The sequence below is a fragment of the Nonomuraea sp. NPDC003754 genome (assembly GCF_053605785.1).
This window is the reverse complement of record NZ_JBSGJX010000043.1, coordinates 37,167-53,310: the sequence shown is the minus strand read 5'-3', so window position 1 is coordinate 53,310 and position 16,144 is coordinate 37,167. Positions and strand designations below refer to the sequence as shown.

General features: G+C 67.7%; 14 protein-coding genes. 7 read left to right on the top strand and 7 right to left on the bottom strand.

Annotated elements, in window-relative coordinates; genetic code table 11:
- Positions 1-112 precede the first annotated feature (112 nt).
- From ACWEVS_RS37290 to ACWEVS_RS37275, 4 genes are all read right to left on the bottom strand, one after another.
- Positions 113-952: an oxygenase MpaB family protein gene (locus tag ACWEVS_RS37290; RefSeq protein ID WP_452555434.1), complete on the bottom strand. Its 840-nt coding sequence runs from the start codon at positions 950-952 to the stop codon at positions 113-115.
- A gap of 70 nt (positions 953-1,022) precedes the next feature.
- A complete protein-coding gene (locus tag ACWEVS_RS37285; protein WP_449928382.1) occupies positions 1,023-1,988 on the bottom strand; it encodes a zinc-binding dehydrogenase in 966 nt (321 codons plus the stop codon).
- A 9-nt stretch (positions 1,989-1,997) separates the two neighbouring features.
- Positions 1,998-2,870 carry a hypothetical protein gene (locus tag ACWEVS_RS37280; protein WP_449928380.1) on the bottom strand — a complete coding sequence of 291 codons (873 nt, stop codon included), beginning with the start codon at positions 2,868-2,870 and terminating at the stop codon, positions 1,998-2,000.
- A 55-nt stretch (positions 2,871-2,925) separates the two neighbouring features.
- Positions 2,926-3,186: a hypothetical protein gene (locus tag ACWEVS_RS37275; protein ID WP_452555432.1), complete on the bottom strand. Its 261-nt coding sequence runs from the start codon at positions 3,184-3,186 to the stop codon at positions 2,926-2,928.
- Between the two features lie 344 nt (positions 3,187-3,530).
- Here ACWEVS_RS37275 and ACWEVS_RS37270 point away from each other — a divergent pair, with 344 nt between their 5' ends.
- On the top strand, positions 3,531-4,649 hold the full coding sequence (locus ACWEVS_RS37270; protein ID WP_449928376.1) for a trypsin-like serine peptidase: 1,119 nt from the start codon (positions 3,531-3,533) through the stop codon (positions 4,647-4,649).
- A gap of 34 nt (positions 4,650-4,683) precedes the next feature.
- Here ACWEVS_RS37270 and ACWEVS_RS37265 read toward each other — a convergent pair whose 3' ends face one another.
- The 3 genes from ACWEVS_RS37265 to ACWEVS_RS37255 form a co-directional block, all read right to left on the bottom strand.
- Positions 4,684-5,847, bottom strand: a complete 1,164-nt coding sequence (locus tag ACWEVS_RS37265) for an RNA polymerase sigma factor (RefSeq protein WP_452555430.1) — start codon at positions 5,845-5,847, stop codon at positions 4,684-4,686.
- A 58-nt stretch (positions 5,848-5,905) separates the two neighbouring features.
- On the bottom strand, positions 5,906-6,244 hold the full coding sequence (locus ACWEVS_RS37260) for a YciI family protein (protein WP_354921758.1): 339 nt from the start codon (positions 6,242-6,244) through the stop codon (positions 5,906-5,908).
- Positions 6,245-6,548: 304 nt separating this feature from the next.
- Positions 6,549-6,878 carry an SSI family serine proteinase inhibitor gene (locus tag ACWEVS_RS37255; protein WP_449928372.1) on the bottom strand — a complete coding sequence of 110 codons (330 nt, stop codon included), beginning with the start codon at positions 6,876-6,878 and terminating at the stop codon, positions 6,549-6,551.
- A gap of 254 nt (positions 6,879-7,132) precedes the next feature.
- On the opposite strand from ACWEVS_RS37255, the gene ACWEVS_RS37250 reads away from it, so the two are divergent.
- From ACWEVS_RS37250 to ACWEVS_RS37225, 6 genes are all read left to right on the top strand, one after another.
- Positions 7,133-8,233, top strand: a complete 1,101-nt coding sequence (locus ACWEVS_RS37250; protein ID WP_452555427.1) for a trypsin-like serine peptidase — start codon at positions 7,133-7,135, stop codon at positions 8,231-8,233.
- A 275-nt stretch (positions 8,234-8,508) separates the two neighbouring features.
- Positions 8,509-9,597, top strand: coding sequence for a trypsin-like serine peptidase (locus ACWEVS_RS37245; protein WP_452555425.1), 1,089 nt, complete (start codon positions 8,509-8,511; stop codon positions 9,595-9,597).
- A 458-nt stretch (positions 9,598-10,055) separates the two neighbouring features.
- The gene (locus ACWEVS_RS37240) at positions 10,056-10,580 is read left to right on the top strand and encodes a hemerythrin domain-containing protein (protein ID WP_452555423.1); all 525 of its coding nucleotides are present in this window, start codon (positions 10,056-10,058) and stop codon (positions 10,578-10,580) included.
- Between the two features lie 72 nt (positions 10,581-10,652).
- On the top strand, positions 10,653-11,597 hold the full coding sequence (locus tag ACWEVS_RS37235; protein ID WP_452555421.1) for a hypothetical protein: 945 nt from the start codon (positions 10,653-10,655) through the stop codon (positions 11,595-11,597).
- A gap of 878 nt (positions 11,598-12,475) precedes the next feature.
- Positions 12,476-14,008, top strand: coding sequence for a trypsin-like serine peptidase (locus tag ACWEVS_RS37230; RefSeq protein ID WP_452555419.1), 1,533 nt, complete (start codon positions 12,476-12,478; stop codon positions 14,006-14,008).
- Positions 14,009-14,464: 456 nt separating this feature from the next.
- Positions 14,465-16,009 (top strand): trypsin-like serine peptidase, encoded by a 1,545-nt coding sequence (locus ACWEVS_RS37225; protein ID WP_452555416.1) that lies wholly within the window; start codon positions 14,465-14,467, stop codon positions 16,007-16,009.
- Positions 16,010-16,144: the final 135 nt, after the last annotated feature.

The window sequence follows — 16,144 nt, the reverse complement described above, 5'->3', positions numbered from 1 at the left end:
GTCGCTACGCCGATAGCGGCCGGTTCCTCTCACCGCGGCGCTACGCCGATAGCGGCCGGTTCCTCTCGCCACGGCGCTACGCCGATAGCGGCCGGTTCCTCTCGCCACGGCGCTACGCCGATAGCGGCCGGTTGCGCTCGCGCGCGGCCCGCCTGGCCCGGTAGGCGATCGGCAGGTAGCGGACCCGTTCGGGCAGGCGCGGCGTGAGCGCCGCCACCGCCCGCCCGATCCGCCGCAGCCTGCGCTCGTCCCTCTCCGACCACTCCAGCCCCAGCACCCCCCGTACGGCAGGCGGCAGCGTCCCCACCGTGACGAAGTGGTTGAACTCCCCCGATCCCATGCCCACCGGCCGCCAGATCCCGCGCAGCGGCTTGGGCACCATCGGCGGCGCCGGCGTGCCGCGCATGGTGGCCAGCACCTCCAGCGCGGTCGGATGCGGTTCGAGCCGGTCGGCCACCATGCGGTCGAAGTAGAGCCAGAAGTCGTCCAGCGTGGGCGGCACCTCCCGCTCGGGCACCCGCAGGATCCGGCCGAGCTGCCGCGACTCGGCGTAGAGGCGGCGCTCCATCTCCCTGGAGTACGGCGTGCCGAAGTAGCGGTTGAGCGTGACGAAGCGCTCGAAGAGCGTGAGGTGGACCCAGGCGTAGGCTTCGCCGTTCAGGGCGTGGTAGGGGCGGCCCTTGTCGTCGGTGCCGCTGATCGAGGCGTGGATCTCTCTCAGCCGCCTGCCCTCGCGTTCGGCTTCGACGCCGCCGTACACCCAGGTCTGGACGGAGTTCAGGGTGCGGGCGAGCCGGCCCCAGGGGTCCTGCCGGTAGGTCGAGTGCTCGCCCACGGCCGCGCCCACCGCGGGGTGCATGGTCTGCAGGACGAGCGCGCTGCCGGCCACGAGAAGGTTGCGGTACTCGCCTGCGGTGTCCCAGTGAATCGTGCCCGGACGGAAGGGCTCCATGGGTCATGACCTCTCGGGTGACACACCTTCCCTTTCTTTGTATCACCCGGGAGCGCGACGGAGTAACCCCTCACTTATCGTCGAGCGTGAACACCACCTTGCCGAACAACTCGCCCTGGAGCATCGCGGCGAACCCGTCGCGCGCCTGGTCCAGGGGCATCGACCGGTCGATGAGCGGGCGCACGCCGGTCTGCTCCAGGAAGACCGCCAGCCGCGCGAGCTGGTCGCGGGTGCCCATCGTCGAGCCGACGACCGACAGCTGCAGGAAGAAGACCCGGTTGAGATCGGCGGGCGGCACCGCCCCGCTGGTCGCGCCCGACACGACGATCCGTCCCCCGGGACGCAGCGCCTTCAGCGAGTGGTCCCAGGTGGCCTGGCCGACGGTCTCCATCACCGCGTCGACCCGCTCCGGCAGCCTGGCCCCCGGCTCGAAGACCCGGTCGGCGCCGAGCCGGAGGGCCCGCTCCCGCTTCTCCTCCGAGCGGGAGGTGGCCCACACCCGGAACCCGCCCGCCCGGCCCAGCGCGATCAGCGCGGTGGCGACGCCGCCGCCGGCGCCCTGCACGAGCACGGTCGACCCCGGCTCGATGCCCGCCTTGTCGAACAGCATCCGGTAGGCGGTCAGCCACGCCGTCGGCAGGCAGGCCGCTTCCTCGAAGCTCAGCGCGGCGGGTTTGGGCACCAGGTTGCGGCGCGGCACCGCCACCTTGTCGGCGAACGTGCCGTCGTGCACCTCCGACAGCAGCGACCGCCTGGGGTCGAGCGTCTCGTCGGCGCCCTGCCCGATGACGGAGTGCACGATGACCTCGTTGCCGTCCTCGTCGACGCCTGCCGCGTCGCAGCCGAGCACGATCGGGAGCCGGTCCTGGCGGATGCCGACGCCCTTGAGCGTCCACAGGTCGTGGTGGTTGAGGGCGGCGGCCTTCACGGACACGGTGGTCCAGCCGTCGCGGGGCTCGGGGTCGGGATGCTCACCGAGCGTCAGCCCGGCCAGCGGGTTGTCGGGATCGGTCTGTGTAGCGGTAACGGCGAACATGGCCGCACCCTACTCGGTGAGCTTCACCTTGATCCCCTCCAGTGCCGCCCGCACGAACACTCCCGCGCCCGCAGCGGAGACGAAGACATCGCCCCTGCACACGCCGTCGACATAGGTGGCGTTGCGTCGCAGTTCGGGAGGGATGCCGCTGTTGCGGTCGCAATGGGGCGTCAGCACCAGCGACACCAGCTCGTCCGGCCGGCCGAGCAGCTCGCCGCCGAACAGCAACCCGGGGCCGGCGGGCTCGCCGCCGAGCCGGTCGCCCGGTTTCGACAGGTGGACGGGCTCCCTGGCCGTCAGCACGAGGTAGCCGTCGCGGGTCACCCTCCCCTTGAGCGCGCGAGCCCACTCCATCCGCTGCTCGAAGGTCAGCCCGTCGCGGCGGTCCTGCAGGGCGATCCGCCACCTGCCGAACGCGAACAGCAGCACCTGCCCCTCGCCGGCGGACCACAGAGAGACGTTGCGGGTCATGCTCCTGATCCGCGTGCCGCCCTCGGGCATCCCGCCGAGGGGCGCGTAGAGCTTGCGGAACATCGCCCGCTCGCCGCCGATCCACGCCCCCTGGTAGGGCCTGGACCCGCGCGCGGCCAGGCGCAGCTCGACCGGGTAGCGAACCTGGGCCTTGGTGCCGTCGGGGAACACCACGTCGATGCTCTCCTCGTCGCCCAGGCTGCGCGGGTAGGCGCGCAGGATGTTGGGCGCGCGGTCCCGCTGGTCCGCCGCGGGTGTCGGCGCGGCCGTCGACGGGGTCACCACGGGCGCCCGGCCGTCCGGACTCCTGCTGATCAGCAGGCTGACCGCCGGGACGGCGAGGACGGCCAGCAGGACCACGATGCCGACCCATCCCCTGCGCCGGGGGCCTGCCTCGATGACATCGCGCACACCTCCATTGAGGTGACCTCGGCCCGCCCCACGCAAGACCCCGGGCATGATCGCTTCACCAGACGGCCGTGTTGACCTTCCCCTCGGGGGTCAGGTGTACCCGCCGTCCCACCAGCTGCGTGCTCATGGCGTCGGCGAGCATGCCGGCCCGCCGTACCCGGGCGTGGGCGCGCCCGCCGCCCGGCAGGTCCGCCACGAGCAGCCCCTTCGAGGGTGACCCGTCACGCTCGTGCGCGACCGTGTATCCGGCCACCGTCGCCTCGCCCGCGTACGTGGGCACGATCGCGACGGGCGTGGCGGTCGCCTGCCGCGCCACCGTCTCCCACAGGGACAGCGACTCGGGGCCCGGCTGGTCACGGACGGTGAGCCGAGCGGCTCCGACATGACGCCCCCATTAAGAGAGCAATGTTCGGCATGTAAAGCGGGAGACACCTGGTGACAATGTTGCCGGCGATATCGAACTGCGGCGTCGACCTGCGGAAATACCATTCTTGAATACATGCGGAATGGTTATTTCAATAACGGAATGGAACCGGGCCAGACTTTTTCACGTCGTTTCCTGGCTCGCGCCTTGCGCCATTCAGTAGCGTCCTCAACGTTTTCCTGGCCCACCGGGGCACAGTTCCCCGCTCTGGGCCGCCGAGAACCGGAAGGAGCTCCATGTTTTCCCGAGCAAGGCGCCTCACCGTCGGCGTCGCGGCCATCGGCATGGCCGCGGGCCTGATGAGCGCGACCGCGGCCCAGGCCGCGGCCCCCAGCGATGTCGTCTCCAAGGACGCGGCCACCTCAGCAGCCGGCGCCATCGCGTTCTGGACGCCGGACAAGCTCCGCGCGGCCACCGACATCAACGACGATCTGTCCATGGACGTGAGGGGCGCGAAGGGCGCCAACTCCGCCCCCGACGGCCCGCCCGGATCCGTTCCCCCGATCGGCCAGGAGAAGGCCAAGGCCATCAAGACCAAGCAGGTCAACCTGCCCAACACGGTCGGCCGCATCTTCTTCACGCTGCCCGGCGCCAACGAGAACGACCGGAGGAGCTGGAAGTACTGCTCCGGCACCTCGGTGCAGGGCAAGTACCGCAACCTCGTCGCCACCTCGGCCCACTGCGTCTACGACGTCAAGCACAACGTCTTCTACGACAACTGGGTGTTCATCCCGTCGTACTGGGACGGCAACAACAAGTGGGACGGCAAGGCCCCCTACGGCATTTACGCCGCCAAGACCTTCAACGCGCACGACGACTTCGTGGTGAAGGAGGACTACGACTACGACTACGCCTTCGTCAACGTCTACAACGGCTTCAAGCCGACGTGGCAGAAGGACGACAAGGGCACCTGGCAGCTGGTCAAGAAGAACGTCGGCAGGCTCGGCGACAACGTCGGCGGTCAGGGCTTCACCTGGAACCGCAACCCCAAGGCCACGGTGTTCTCCTTCGGCTACCCCGCCGGCGAGCACCCCGACGGCGACAAGCCCTTCACCGGCAAGACCATGAAGTGGTGCTACGGCACGACGGCCCCCATGCCGCCGGCGCCGAAGTTCCGCATCGAGGAGCACGTCGGCTTCAAGTGCTCCTTCACCTCCGGTGCCAGCGGCGGACCGTTCCTCTACAACTACAAGAACTCCAGCCGCACCGGCTACCTGATCGGCGTCAACAGCGTCGCCTGGGACACCGACGGCAACGACCGCTACGACCGCATCTCCTCGCCGTACTTCAACGGCGACACCTACAAGGTCTACAAGGCCGCCGCCAACCGCTGGAGCGGCAACCAGCCCGGCTGATCCGTCGCGGGCAGCACCACCGGCCCCGGTCCGTTCAGGACCGGGGCCTCCCCTTGTCCTCCAGGTAGCGCCGCTCGGGCAGGCTGGCCGTCAGCGCCGCCGCCCTCACGAAGGACGCGCGCGCCGCCTCCTCCTGCCCCGCCATCTCCAGCAGGTGCCCCCGTACGGCGTGCAGCCGGTGGTGCCCCTCCAGCCCCTCGACGGTGTCGAGCAGGGCCAGCCCTTCGCGAGGGCCGCGCGCCATCGCCACCGCCACCGCCTGGTTGAGCGTCACCATCGGCCCCGGCGCGACCCGCGCCAGCAGCTCGTACAGCGCCATGATCTGCGGCCAGTCGGTCTCGCCCTCCTCGGTGTGCACCGCCGCGATCGCCGCCTGCAACTGGTACGGCCCGAGCGGCCCCCGCGACAGCGCCGCCGTCACCAGGTCCACGCCCTCGGCGACGAGGTCCTTGTCCCACAGGGTCCGGTCCTGCTCGTCCAGCGTGATCAGCGCCCCCTCGGCGTCCGTGCGCGCCGCCCGGCGGGCGTCGGTCAGCAGCATCAGCGCCAGCAGCCCCGCCACCTCGCCGTCGTCGGGCAGCAGCCGGTGCACGGTCCTGGCCAGCCGGACGGCCTCGGCGGTGAGGTCGGCGCGCTGCAGGTCGGGCCCGGACGTGGCGGTGTAGCCCTCGTTGAAGATCAGGTAGAGCACGTGCAGGACCACGTCGAGCCGGTCGGGCGTCATCTCGAAGGTGGCGCCCGCCTTCTTGATCGTCGCCTTGGCCCTGCTGATCCGCTGCGCCATCGTCGCCTCCGGCACCAGGAACGCCCCCGCGATCTCGGCGGTCGTCAGGCCGCCGACCGCGCGCAGCGTCAGCGCGATCTGCGAGGCAGGCGTCAGCGCCGGATGGCAGCACAGGAACAGCAGCGTCAGCGTGTCGTCGGTGTCGGGGACCTCGGGCGGCTCCGTCTCCAGGGCGACCTCCGCCTCCCTGCGCCGCCGCGCCTCCTCGCTGCGAATCTCGTCGATCATCCGGCGCGAGGCGACCGTCACCAGCCAGGCCTTCGGGTTGTCTGGCAGGCCGTCCCTCGGCCACTGGGTCGCCCCGGCCAGCAGGGCCTCCTGCACCGCGTCCTCGCACGCGTCGAACTGCCCGTACCGTCGCACGAGCACGCCCAGCACCTGCGGCGCCAGCTCCTTGAGCAGGTCCTCCCTCATCGGCACGCCCTCGGCCCCGGCTCCACCGTCATGCCCCGTCTTTCCACGCCGTTCCTGGTCATTCCTCGAAGACGGGGCGGAGCTCGATCGTGCCGCCGTAGGCGACGTCGGGCCAGCGCCTGGCGATCTCGAGCGCCCGCTCGGGCGTCTCGCAGTCGATGATGCAGTAGCCGGCCAGGTACTCCTTCGACTCCAGGAAGGGGCCGTCGGTGACGGCGACCACGCCGTTCTTCAACCTGATGGTGCGGGAGCCCGCCTGGTCGGCCAGCGCCTCGCCGCTCACCCACTCGCCCCTGGCGGTGAGCTCGGCGATGAGATCCTCCACCGTGGCCATCGCGTCGTCGATGTTCTCGTTGACGGCCTGCGCGGCGACGGCGTTCGTGTAGATCATGAGCATGTACTTCACGTCTTCGACGCTACAGGTCGAGAGGGGTGCGCCTGTTCCGGCTCGGCCGTGCCGTACTCGCCGCGCCGGCGCCGGTGCCTGGCGTGTTCCGGCTCGGCCGTGCGCACGGGAACCGGATCGGCCGTGCCGTACTCGCCGCCTCGGCCGCCGGTGCCTGGCGTGTTCCGGCTCGGCCGTGCGCACGGGGAACGGTGTACTCGCCGCGTCACCGCCGGTGCCTGGCGCTCGTCGCCGTGGTGACGGGCGGCGCGGCCCGGACACGCCCGTCCGGCGCGTGAGGGCGTGCCGGAGCAGGTCAGCGCGGGGGAACCGGCTCGAAGGAGAAGAGGGACCGCGTCGAGAGCCGCATCATGCACGCGTTGCCGAACGTGTGCCGGTACCTGACCATCCGGCCGTCCCAGATGCCGACGGCGGCGGCGTTGACAGGCTTGTAGTCCATGGTGCACCTGATGAGCGGGTCGGGCTCGATCTCCGCGGGATCGCCGCCGGCCGCCTCGAGCTCCGCGCACGCCTGCCGTGGCGCCGGATGGGTGGAGACGCGGTACGGCTCGCACGTCAGGAGCACCAGGCGCGACCCCTTGCTCAGCACGAGCATCCGCTTCTGGTCGACCTTCTTCAAGATCATTTCTGCCATCACGGATAGAGGGTCGGGCTCGGCCGTCGCGGCCCCTGAAGATGCGGCGAAAGCCGTACCGCAAACAACGGCCACACATGCGAGTCTTCTCATGACGAGAAGCCTCTCTTGGGCCTCTGACCTGGGACAACGACCGACGCGCGGGATATCGGGTTTTTCTAGATCACATAACGATCGCCAATCCAGGCTGCAATAACGCTTACGATCTGGAAAAATCACGCGTTACGGTCTAAGGAAGGCATTTCATGATCCCCCGCCTGAGGCAACTCGCGATCGCCGCTGTCAGCGGCGTTCTGCTGATGCTGCCCGGAATCACGGGGACGCTGCCCGGAACCACGGGGGTCGCCCACGCCGCCGCCGCGCCGCCCGACTACGTCTACTCCGAGCCGCTGGCCGCCTCCGACGCCGAGATGCGCAAGGTCGCCGAGTACTGGAAGCCCGAGAAGCTCAAGGACGCCGACAGCTACTCCCCCGCCACCCCCGGCACCAAGAGCTCCTCGCCGTCGTCGTCGCCCTCCACCTCCGCCGGATCGCTGAGCCCCCAGACCATCGCCAGGACGCGCGCGCCGCGCGACATCGCCCCCACCACGCCCGCCAAGGGCGGTGCGGCCCGGACGATCGGCAAGGTCTACTTCCAGCTGGGCGGCAAGGAGTACTGGTGCTCGGCCAGCGCCGTCGCCGCCAGGAACCGCAGCCTCGTCGCCACCGCGGGCCACTGCGCCTGGGACCCGCGCCTCGGCAAGAGCACCAACTGGATCTTCGTCCCCAACCCCGGCAAGGACGGCGAGGCCCCCGACGGCATCTACGTCGGCTCGACGCTCCACATGCACGAGGACTGGGCCGCCATCGGAGACTACGACTACGACTACGCCTTCGTCTCGGTGCACCGCGGCTTCCGCTGGACGACCGAGAACGGCAAGCTCGCCATGAAGGACGTCGGCCGCCTGGAGGACAACATCGGCGGCCTCGGCCTGACGGTCGGCAAGAAGACCGGCAACCAGATCAGCGCCTTCGGCTACCCGGCGGGCGCCCAGCCGGACAACACCCACCCGTTCGACGGGCGCACGCTCAAGACCTGTGAGGGCACCACCAAGCGGACGGTCAACCCGACACGCAACCTGCAGTGGGGCGTGCTGCTGCCGGGCTGCGACTTCAGCACCGGCGCCAGCGGCGGGCCGTGGATGCTCGGCTACAAGTCGTCGACGCGCCTGGGCTACCTCAACGGGGTCAACAGCCTGACGTGGAACCTCGACGCGGTCGGCAAGTTCGACGCGGTGTCCTCGCCGTACTTCACGACGACGACGTTCGAGGTCTACGATCACGCCGCGAACGACTCGCTCGCCTGACTCCCCGCCCAAAATGTGACTCGGATCACACGAACTCCGTGGCAACCAATTGATCACTTAGGCGTCAGAAGCCTCCTGATCAGCACAGACCAGACAAGGTCCCTTCATCTCAGACAGATCACGAGCGGTGTGATTCGTCCGACTTGTCCGTTGACATGATCAACGGGAAATTCCCATGACCAAACCCTCCGCTGTAAGTTCCTCGCTATCCGTTTGCTGACTCTTGGGACGCAACAGGCGTCACAGTCAGCGCAAAGGAAACCTGGAGTTATACCTTGAAGCGCATCTTCCTCCCGGCTGGTGGCGCGATCCTGGCGACCGGCCTGCTGGCCGCCGGCCTTTCCGGCACCGCCCAGGCCGCCCGCGACATCGCCTCCGACCCCATGGCGACCAGCACCAGGGACGCCTCGTCCATCGCGAGCTTCTGGTGGAAGTCGAACGGCGCCGCCCTCCGTCAGGCCAGCGCGTACTACTGGGACTCGAGCGAGGTCAAGAAGCTCGTCAGCAAGGGTGGCTACACCCCTGACGGCAAGCCCGGCATGGTCGCCCCGACCGGTAACTCCGTCAGCACCGGCACGGCCCAGAACATCAACATCCCCCGCACCATCGGCAAGGTGTTCTTCCTGGACGCCAGCGGCAGGCCCCGCTGGTGCTCGGCCACCTCCATCCAGGGCAACTACCGCAACCTGGTCGCCACCGCGGGCCACTGCGTCTACGACACCGACGGCAACGCCGACACCATGTCCAAGTGGGTCTTCGTCCCCGGCTACTACCAGGGCAAGGCTCCGTTCGGCATCTACGTCGGCAAGCAGGCCTTCACGCACTACGACTTCGACGTCTACGAGGACTACGACCGCGACTACGCGTTCGTCACCGTCTACAACGGCATCAAGTTCGACGGCTCCAAGCCGGAGGACGCGGGCCGGCTCGGCGACAACGTCGGCGGCCAGGGCTTCGCCTACAACCAGCCGACCGGCAAGATCGTGCGCACCTTCGGCTACCCGTACGCGCCCCACCCCGACGGCAGCAAGCCGTACACGGGCGTGACGCCCAAGCACTGCTACGGCGCGACTTCCGCCAAGACCGTCGGCTCGGCCGAGAAGAAGATCGAGGAGCACGTGGCGCTGAAGTGCCCCGTGACCCCCGGCTACGACGGCGGCCCCTGGCTGCTGAACTACAGCAACGGCAAGCGTCTCGGCTACGTGAACGGTGTCACCAGCACCTTCGCCGACCAGGACGGCAACGACCGCGTGGACTACATCTCCTCGCCGTACTTCGACGGTGAGACGGCCGCTGTGTACAACGCGGCCAAGAACATGGCGTCCGGCCGGATCGTCGGCCCGAACGGCGAGCTGCTCCGCTAACGGCCAGCAGTTAGAGAAAGGGCCCGGCACCTCCCTCCCGGGCCCTTTCTCATGCCCACGCTCCGCTCTTCGACCTTCCCCGCATTTCCCCGTAGCCGCACTGCGCCCGGCCCCCGCACAGCAGCCTTCACGCCGAATCCGCGCCCTCGCCTTGGAGCCCTGGCGCCCTCCCGGGTGATCCGCGCCCACGCCCTGGGAACCCCCGGCCCCTCCCACCGGATCCGCGTCCACGCGCCCTGGGAGCCCTGGCCCCTCTCGCCGGAGGTCACGCAGTCGCGCCTCCCGCCGCCATGCTCTTGGTGTCCCGGCCTCCGGGCGCCCTTGCGATCCCCGGCGCCTCCCTCACCCCAGGGCTCTTGACACCCCCCGCGAAGAATGCTGAAATCCCGCCTCAGCGTCGCAGTGCACCCGGCAAAGAGACCGTCGCGGGCACGGAGGCGCCGAAACACGGGAATCATGTGCCCACACCCACCGATCCGACCGGCCGCCTCCAGGCGTTCGGCACCCAGCTGATCGACGTCCACTCCTGGCTCCGTGAGGAGCTCGCCGCCCTGCGCGACAGCCTCGACGCCTTCCTCGACGGCGGCGACCACCGCCCGCGCGAGCTCCGCGCCCACTGCCTCACCTTCTGTTCGGCGCTCGAACGCCACCACACCGGCGAGGACCGCACCGCTTTCCCCGCCCTGGCCGAGGAGTTCCCCGCCCTCCGCCCCGTCCTGGCGAAGCTCCAGGAGGACCACCACCTGGTGGCCGACATCCTCCGCAGGATCGAGTCCCTCGCCGCCGACGTGGGCACCGACCCGGCCGACGCCCAACGGGTACGGCGCGAACTCGACGGGCTGGCCGCCATCGTGGAGTCGCACTTCGCCTTCGAGGAGCGCCAGATCATCGCGGCGCTCGACGCGCTGAACATCCCCGCGTGGCAGGCGTCGCCCCCCGACTTCCTCGCCACCTCGGCCGAGGCCGTACCGGAACCAGAATGAACGGGACGTGGGCCGTCCGCATAAGACGGCCCACAGTCACGCCCTCCAAAGATCCAAACCAACAGTCACGAGATGACCACGTTCAGTAAAGTGATCGTCGTGCCTTCGATCGCCCACGAGACCGTCATCGATCTCTTCCGAAAGCGGCCCACGCTCGCGGCGACCCTCATCCACGGGCAGGGCGTCACCCTCGCCGGTCATGACGAGGTGCGCGTGGAGTCGGAGAACCTCGTCGACTGCAAACCCGCCGAATATCGAGCCGACGCCGTGGTCGTGCACAGGGCCGGTAGCAAGCCGGTTCTCGGTGTGGTCGTGGAGGTGCAGCTACGTCCCGACGAGGACAAGCAGTGGAGCTGGCCGGTCTATCTGGCCACCCTCCGCGCCCGCCTGCAGTGCGACACCGTGCTGCTGGTGATGTGCCTGAGCAGCAAGACGGCCAGGCACTGCGCCACCCCGATCGACATGGGACACCCAGGGTGGAGGCTCGCCCCACTGGTGATGGGCCCCGATCAACTGCCCATAATCACGGACGTGGCCCAGGCCGTGGCCGAGCCCGAACTGGCCGCGCTGTCCGTCGTCGCACACGGGCGCACGCCCGGAGCCGACGGACAACAGGTCATGGACGCCTTCCTCAAGGCAGCGCCGCTCATGGCCGACGGGCTGGGCGAGACTTATGCTGATGTCGTACTGGCACTGCTACCCAAGGTAGCGGCGCAGAGGTTCGTGGAGGGGCTCATGGCAGTCGGAACTGACAAGTACAAGAGCGACTACGTCCGCCAATGGGTCGCCGAAGGCCTAGCCGAAGGCCTAGCCGAGGGAGAAGCCAAAGGCGCAGCCAAGGGCGCAGCCGAGGCTCGGGCCAAGGACATCATCCTCGCCTTCCGCACACGAGGCATCGACGTCTCACCCGAGGCCGAGAAGCGCATCCTCGACTGCTCCGACCCTGACCAGCTGAGCGCATGGTTCCCGAAGTCCATCACGGCCGACAGCGTCGAGGAACTGTTCGACAGCGAGTGACGTCCTTCCACATGGTCGAGTGCTCACGCCCGGCTCGTCGTCACGCACCCGCTCGCCCCAGGAGCAGGTAGTCGCCGGGTTGTCGACCACGCCGAGGAGCTTTCCGCGGGTGCGGGTGTCCATCGGACCCTCGCACCCGTTTCCTTTTCCCGCGCATGAACGGCGCGCCCGCGAAGTCCTTGGCGCAGCCAGCCGGCGGCCGTCCAGGACTGCGGCCCTCAACGCGCCCGACGACTCCACCCCTCTTCACGGCGTTTACCTCGGGAGCTTCCAGGTCCGGCGGACGGGACGAAGAGGTGAGCGCGAGGTCACGCCCTCGGTCTCCTTTCCCCCAGCCGTCGGCAGCATCGCCACGGCCGGCCGTACACACGACCGCGCGGGCGACCGTCGGCGGGCTGGACCGCACTCGTCGCGCGCGCTCCGGACGGTCGGTCAACCCAGGGACGCCACCACGCCGCACACGTACAGCGAGCCCGCACGCAGCGTCACGCCGGCGACCGGAAAGTAGGCGCGAGGCCGCTTTCCTGAAGGTTTCCTGGCAAGATCGAGTGATATTAGACGGAGCGAGAGCCGATTCGGTGCCATCAAATTTCTGTGATCTGAGTCACATCAAGCCGGTCACGTAGCGTATCCCCTCACTCACCCCTCATGAGCACCATTCGCAACAACCCCGCGAGGCCCTGCGAAAACGTGTCGCGACGATCACGCTTCGCGATCATCTCTGACTGGTAACGGAAAGGTCACGCCGGTAAGGGCGGTTCTCAGATGCCGCAGAACGGCTTCCACCTGCGAAGATCACCGCGTTATGGTCCTTGCTATCCCTTTACTGACGCATGGGACGCATGTTGCGACCCACGACAGAGCAAGGAGCAGTTCCCTTGAAGCGCATCCTCCTCCCCGCCGGTGGCGCCATCCTCGCCACCGGTCTGCTGGCCGCCGGCCTGGCTGGTACCGCTCACGCCGCCCCCGACGTCGCCAGCGACCCGATGGCGAAGAACGCCGCGGCCGCCAAGTCGATCGCCGAGTACTGGGCCGCCTCCAACGGTGCTGCTCTCCGGGCGGCCAAGGAGTCGAACGTCTGGGACAGCAAGGACGTCGCCAAGCTGAAGTCGACCGGCGGTTACAACGCCGACACCAAGCCGGGTGTCGTCGCGCCGATCGGTGAAGAGAAGAAGACCGCGACCAAGTCGCAGAACGTCAACATGCCGAAGACCATCGGCAAGGTCTTCTTCGTCAACTCCAAGGGCGAGCCCCGCTGGTGCTCGGCCACCTCGATCCAGTCGCGCTACCGCAACCTGGTCTCCACGGCCGGTCACTGCGTGTACGACACGGCCGGCAACTCCGACGTCATGTCCAAGTGGGTCTTCGTCCCCGGCTACTACCAGGGCAAGGCTCCGTGGGGCATCTACGTCGGTAAGCAGGCGTTCACGCACTACGACTTCGACGTCTACGAGGACTACGACCGCGACTACGCGTTCGTCACCGTCTACAACGGCATCAACGTCGGTGGCGGCACCGCCAAGGAGGTTTCCAAGGCGGACTTCGACAAGCACCAGGGCATCAAGGATGCCAAGGACGTCGAGATCAGCCGCGAAGAGTACCGCAAGCTCCGCCTCGACCCCAGGACCGCTGACACGGTCTGGCGCAAGAAGGGCACGAAGGCGGAGAACGTCGGCCCTGACTACCCCGGTGCCGAGGTCTCCAAGGTCGAGGTGACCAAGGACGCCTACACCGCGGCCAAGGTCGGCAAGGGCAACGGCTACAAGTTCGGTGAGCCGGTCGTCGAGATCGTCACCGACAAGCAGGCCGCCGAGTACAAGGCGAACCAGGCCAAGGAGCCGGCCAAGTACCCGGCCGTCGTCGCCCAGGACGAGCGTGGCAACTGGACCGTCACGCACTACTACGTGCAGCAGTGGTTCAAGCCGGGCAGCGACACCAAGTTCTACAAGACCGTCTTCTACATCATCGAGGGCTTCGTCAAGGACGCCGGCCGTCTCGGTGACAACGTCGGCGGTCAGGGCTTCGCCTACAACCAGCCCACCGGCAAGTACGTCCGCGTCTTCGGCTACCCGGCCGCGGCGCACCCCGACGGTCACAAGAACTTCACCGGCATCACGCCCAAGTGGTGCTACGGCAAGACCACGGCCAAGACCGTCGGTTCCGCCGCCAAGAAGATCGAGGAGCACGTGGCACTGAAGTGCTCCATGACCGAGGGCGCCGACGGTGGACCCTGGCTGCTCAAGTACAGCAACGCCAAGCGTCTCGGCTACGTGAACGGTGTCACCAGCACCTTCAACGACCAGGACGGCAACGACAGGGTCGACTACATCTCCAGCCCCTACTTCGACGGTGAGACCGCTTCCGTCTACAAGGCCGCTGCGAACGTGTGGTCCGGCAAGATCGCCGGCTGAACTGTTTGACCGAGTTGAGGGCTGACCCTTGACTCATCCGGCAACACCAGAGGGGGCCCGACTGGCGTCGGGCCCCCTCTGCGTTGGGCCGACATTCGGAGACTTGATCGAAATGTGCTGGGCCCTTCGACGCACCACAGCCCGAATCGGTGCCATCAGATGAATGTGATGTGCGTCACACAGGCTACTAACTCACCGTGACGACCGAGCGGCAACCCCACCAGTCACACTAACAACATCTTTACGATGATCTGCGGAAACGATCCACAAAACCCCGCAGGCACCGCGTGTGCGCTTCAGCCTCTTAAACATCACAGAACGATCACGCCCGACTTGTGCGCTCTTTTCCCGCCAAAGCGGCTTCCGGTTTTCAAGATCGGCACTGTATGTTCCTGGCTATCCCTTTACTGACGCATGGGACGCAAGAGGCGTTCCACGACAGCGCAAGGAGTTACCTTGAAGCGCATCCTCCTCCCGGCTGGTGGGGCCATCCTGGCCACCGGTCTGCTGGCTGCCGGCCTCGCTGGCACCGCCTCGGCCACCCCTGCTCCGACTGACGAGTACCTCGCCAAGAGCGCCGAGCAGGTCGCGGACATCATCAACTTCTGGACGAAGTCCGACAACGCTGCTCTCAAGTCGGCCACGGCCTACCACTGGGACTACAAGGAAGTTAAGAAGCTCGTCACCAAGGGCGGCTACACCGCCGACACCAAGCCGGGTGTCGTCGCGCCGATCGGTGAGGAGAAGAAGGTCGCGGCCAAGGTTCACAACGTGAACGTGCCGAAGACCATCGGTAAGGTCTTCTTCGAGGGCCGTGACGGCAAGCTGTACTGGTGCTCCGGCACCTCGATCCAGGCCAACTACAAGAACCTGGTTTCGACTGCCGGTCACTGCGTCTACGACATCGCCGGCAACGACGAGGTCGTCTCCCGCTGGGTCTTCGTCCCCGGTTACTACCAGGGCAAGGCTCCTTGGGGCATCTACGTCGGCAAGCAGGCCTTCACGCACTACGACCTGGCCGTGTACGAGGACTACGACCGCGACTACGCGTTCGTGACCGTGTACAACGGCATCGGTGGCACCGCCAACATCGAGAAGACGGTCACCGAGGACGAGTACAAGGCCTACAAGGGCGTCAAGTCCGCCGACAAGGTGGAGATCTCGAAGGCCGACTACGACAAGGGTCGCCTCGACCCGAAGACCGAGCACCTGTACTCCTCGGAGCTCGGCTCCGAGAAGGAGAAGACCGGCCCCGACTACCCCGGTGCGGTCGTCGAGCAGGTCGAGGTCACCAAGGACGCGTACACCGCGGCTGGCGTCGGCAAGGGCAACGGCAACAAGTTCGGTGAGCCGGTTGTCGAGGTCGTCACCGACAAGGAAGCCGAAGAGTACGCGAACAGCAAGAAGGGCATCAACGGCGCCAAGTACCCGGCCGAGGTTGCCAAGGACGCTGCCGGCAACTGGACCATCACGCACTACTACGTGCAGCAGTGGTACAAGCCGGGCAAGGAGACCAAGTACTTCAAGACGGTCTTCAAGATCCTGGTCCACGACTTCAAGGACCTGGGTCGCCTGGGCGACAACGTCGGTGGTCAGGGCTTCGCCTACAACCAGCCGACCGGTCAGGTCGTCCGCACCTGGGGCTACCCCTACGCTGAGCACCCCGACGGCTCCAAGCCGTACACCGGTGTGACGCCGAAGTGGTGCTACGGCAAGACCAGCGCCAAGCTCCAGGGCTCGGCCGCCAAGAAGATCGAGGAGCACCTGGCGCTGAAGTGCCCGGTGACCCCCGGTTACGACGGTGGCCCCTGGCTGCTCAAGTACAGCAACGCCAAGCGCCTCGGCTACGTGAACGGTGTCACCAGCACCTTCAACGACCAGGACGGCAACGACCGCGTGGACTACATCTCCAGCCCGTACTTCGACGGTGAGACCGCGACTGTCTACAAGGCTGCCGCGAACACCGCCTCGGGCGCGATGTTCCCGTTCCCCAAGCCGTAACACGCTTGACCTGAGTTGGGGGTCCAAACCTCGGCTCGCCTGCTTCACCCGAAGGGCTCGGCTTCTGCCGGGCCCTTCGGCCTTTTGTGGAGAAAACCCTCAGGAGAGATCCCTTACGGGAGTGATCAGAGGGTC

What these genes read in the sequence shown, in the direction of transcription:
- ACWEVS_RS37255 (WP_449928372.1), bottom strand. Translation starts at nt 6,878, where the DNA reads ATGATCTTGAAGAAGGTCGACCAGAAGCGGATGCTCGTGCTGAGCAAG.
- ACWEVS_RS37235 (WP_452555421.1), top strand. Translation starts at nt 10,653, where the DNA reads ATGACCACGTTCAGTAAAGTGATCGTCGTGCCTTCGATCGCCCACGAG.
- ACWEVS_RS37285 (WP_449928382.1), bottom strand. Translation starts at nt 1,988, where the DNA reads ATGTTCGCCGTTACCGCTACACAGACCGATCCCGACAACCCGCTGGCC.
- ACWEVS_RS37265 (WP_452555430.1), bottom strand. Translation starts at nt 5,847, where the DNA reads ATGAGGGAGGACCTGCTCAAGGAGCTGGCGCCGCAGGTGCTGGGCGTG.
- ACWEVS_RS37250 (WP_452555427.1), top strand. Translation starts at nt 7,133, where the DNA reads ATGATCCCCCGCCTGAGGCAACTCGCGATCGCCGCTGTCAGCGGCGTT.
- ACWEVS_RS37260 (WP_354921758.1), bottom strand. Translation starts at nt 6,244, where the DNA reads ATGCTCATGATCTACACGAACGCCGTCGCCGCGCAGGCCGTCAACGAG.
- ACWEVS_RS37290 (WP_452555434.1), bottom strand. Translation starts at nt 952, where the DNA reads ATGGAGCCCTTCCGTCCGGGCACGATTCACTGGGACACCGCAGGCGAG.
- ACWEVS_RS37270 (WP_449928376.1), top strand. Translation starts at nt 3,531, where the DNA reads ATGTTTTCCCGAGCAAGGCGCCTCACCGTCGGCGTCGCGGCCATCGGC.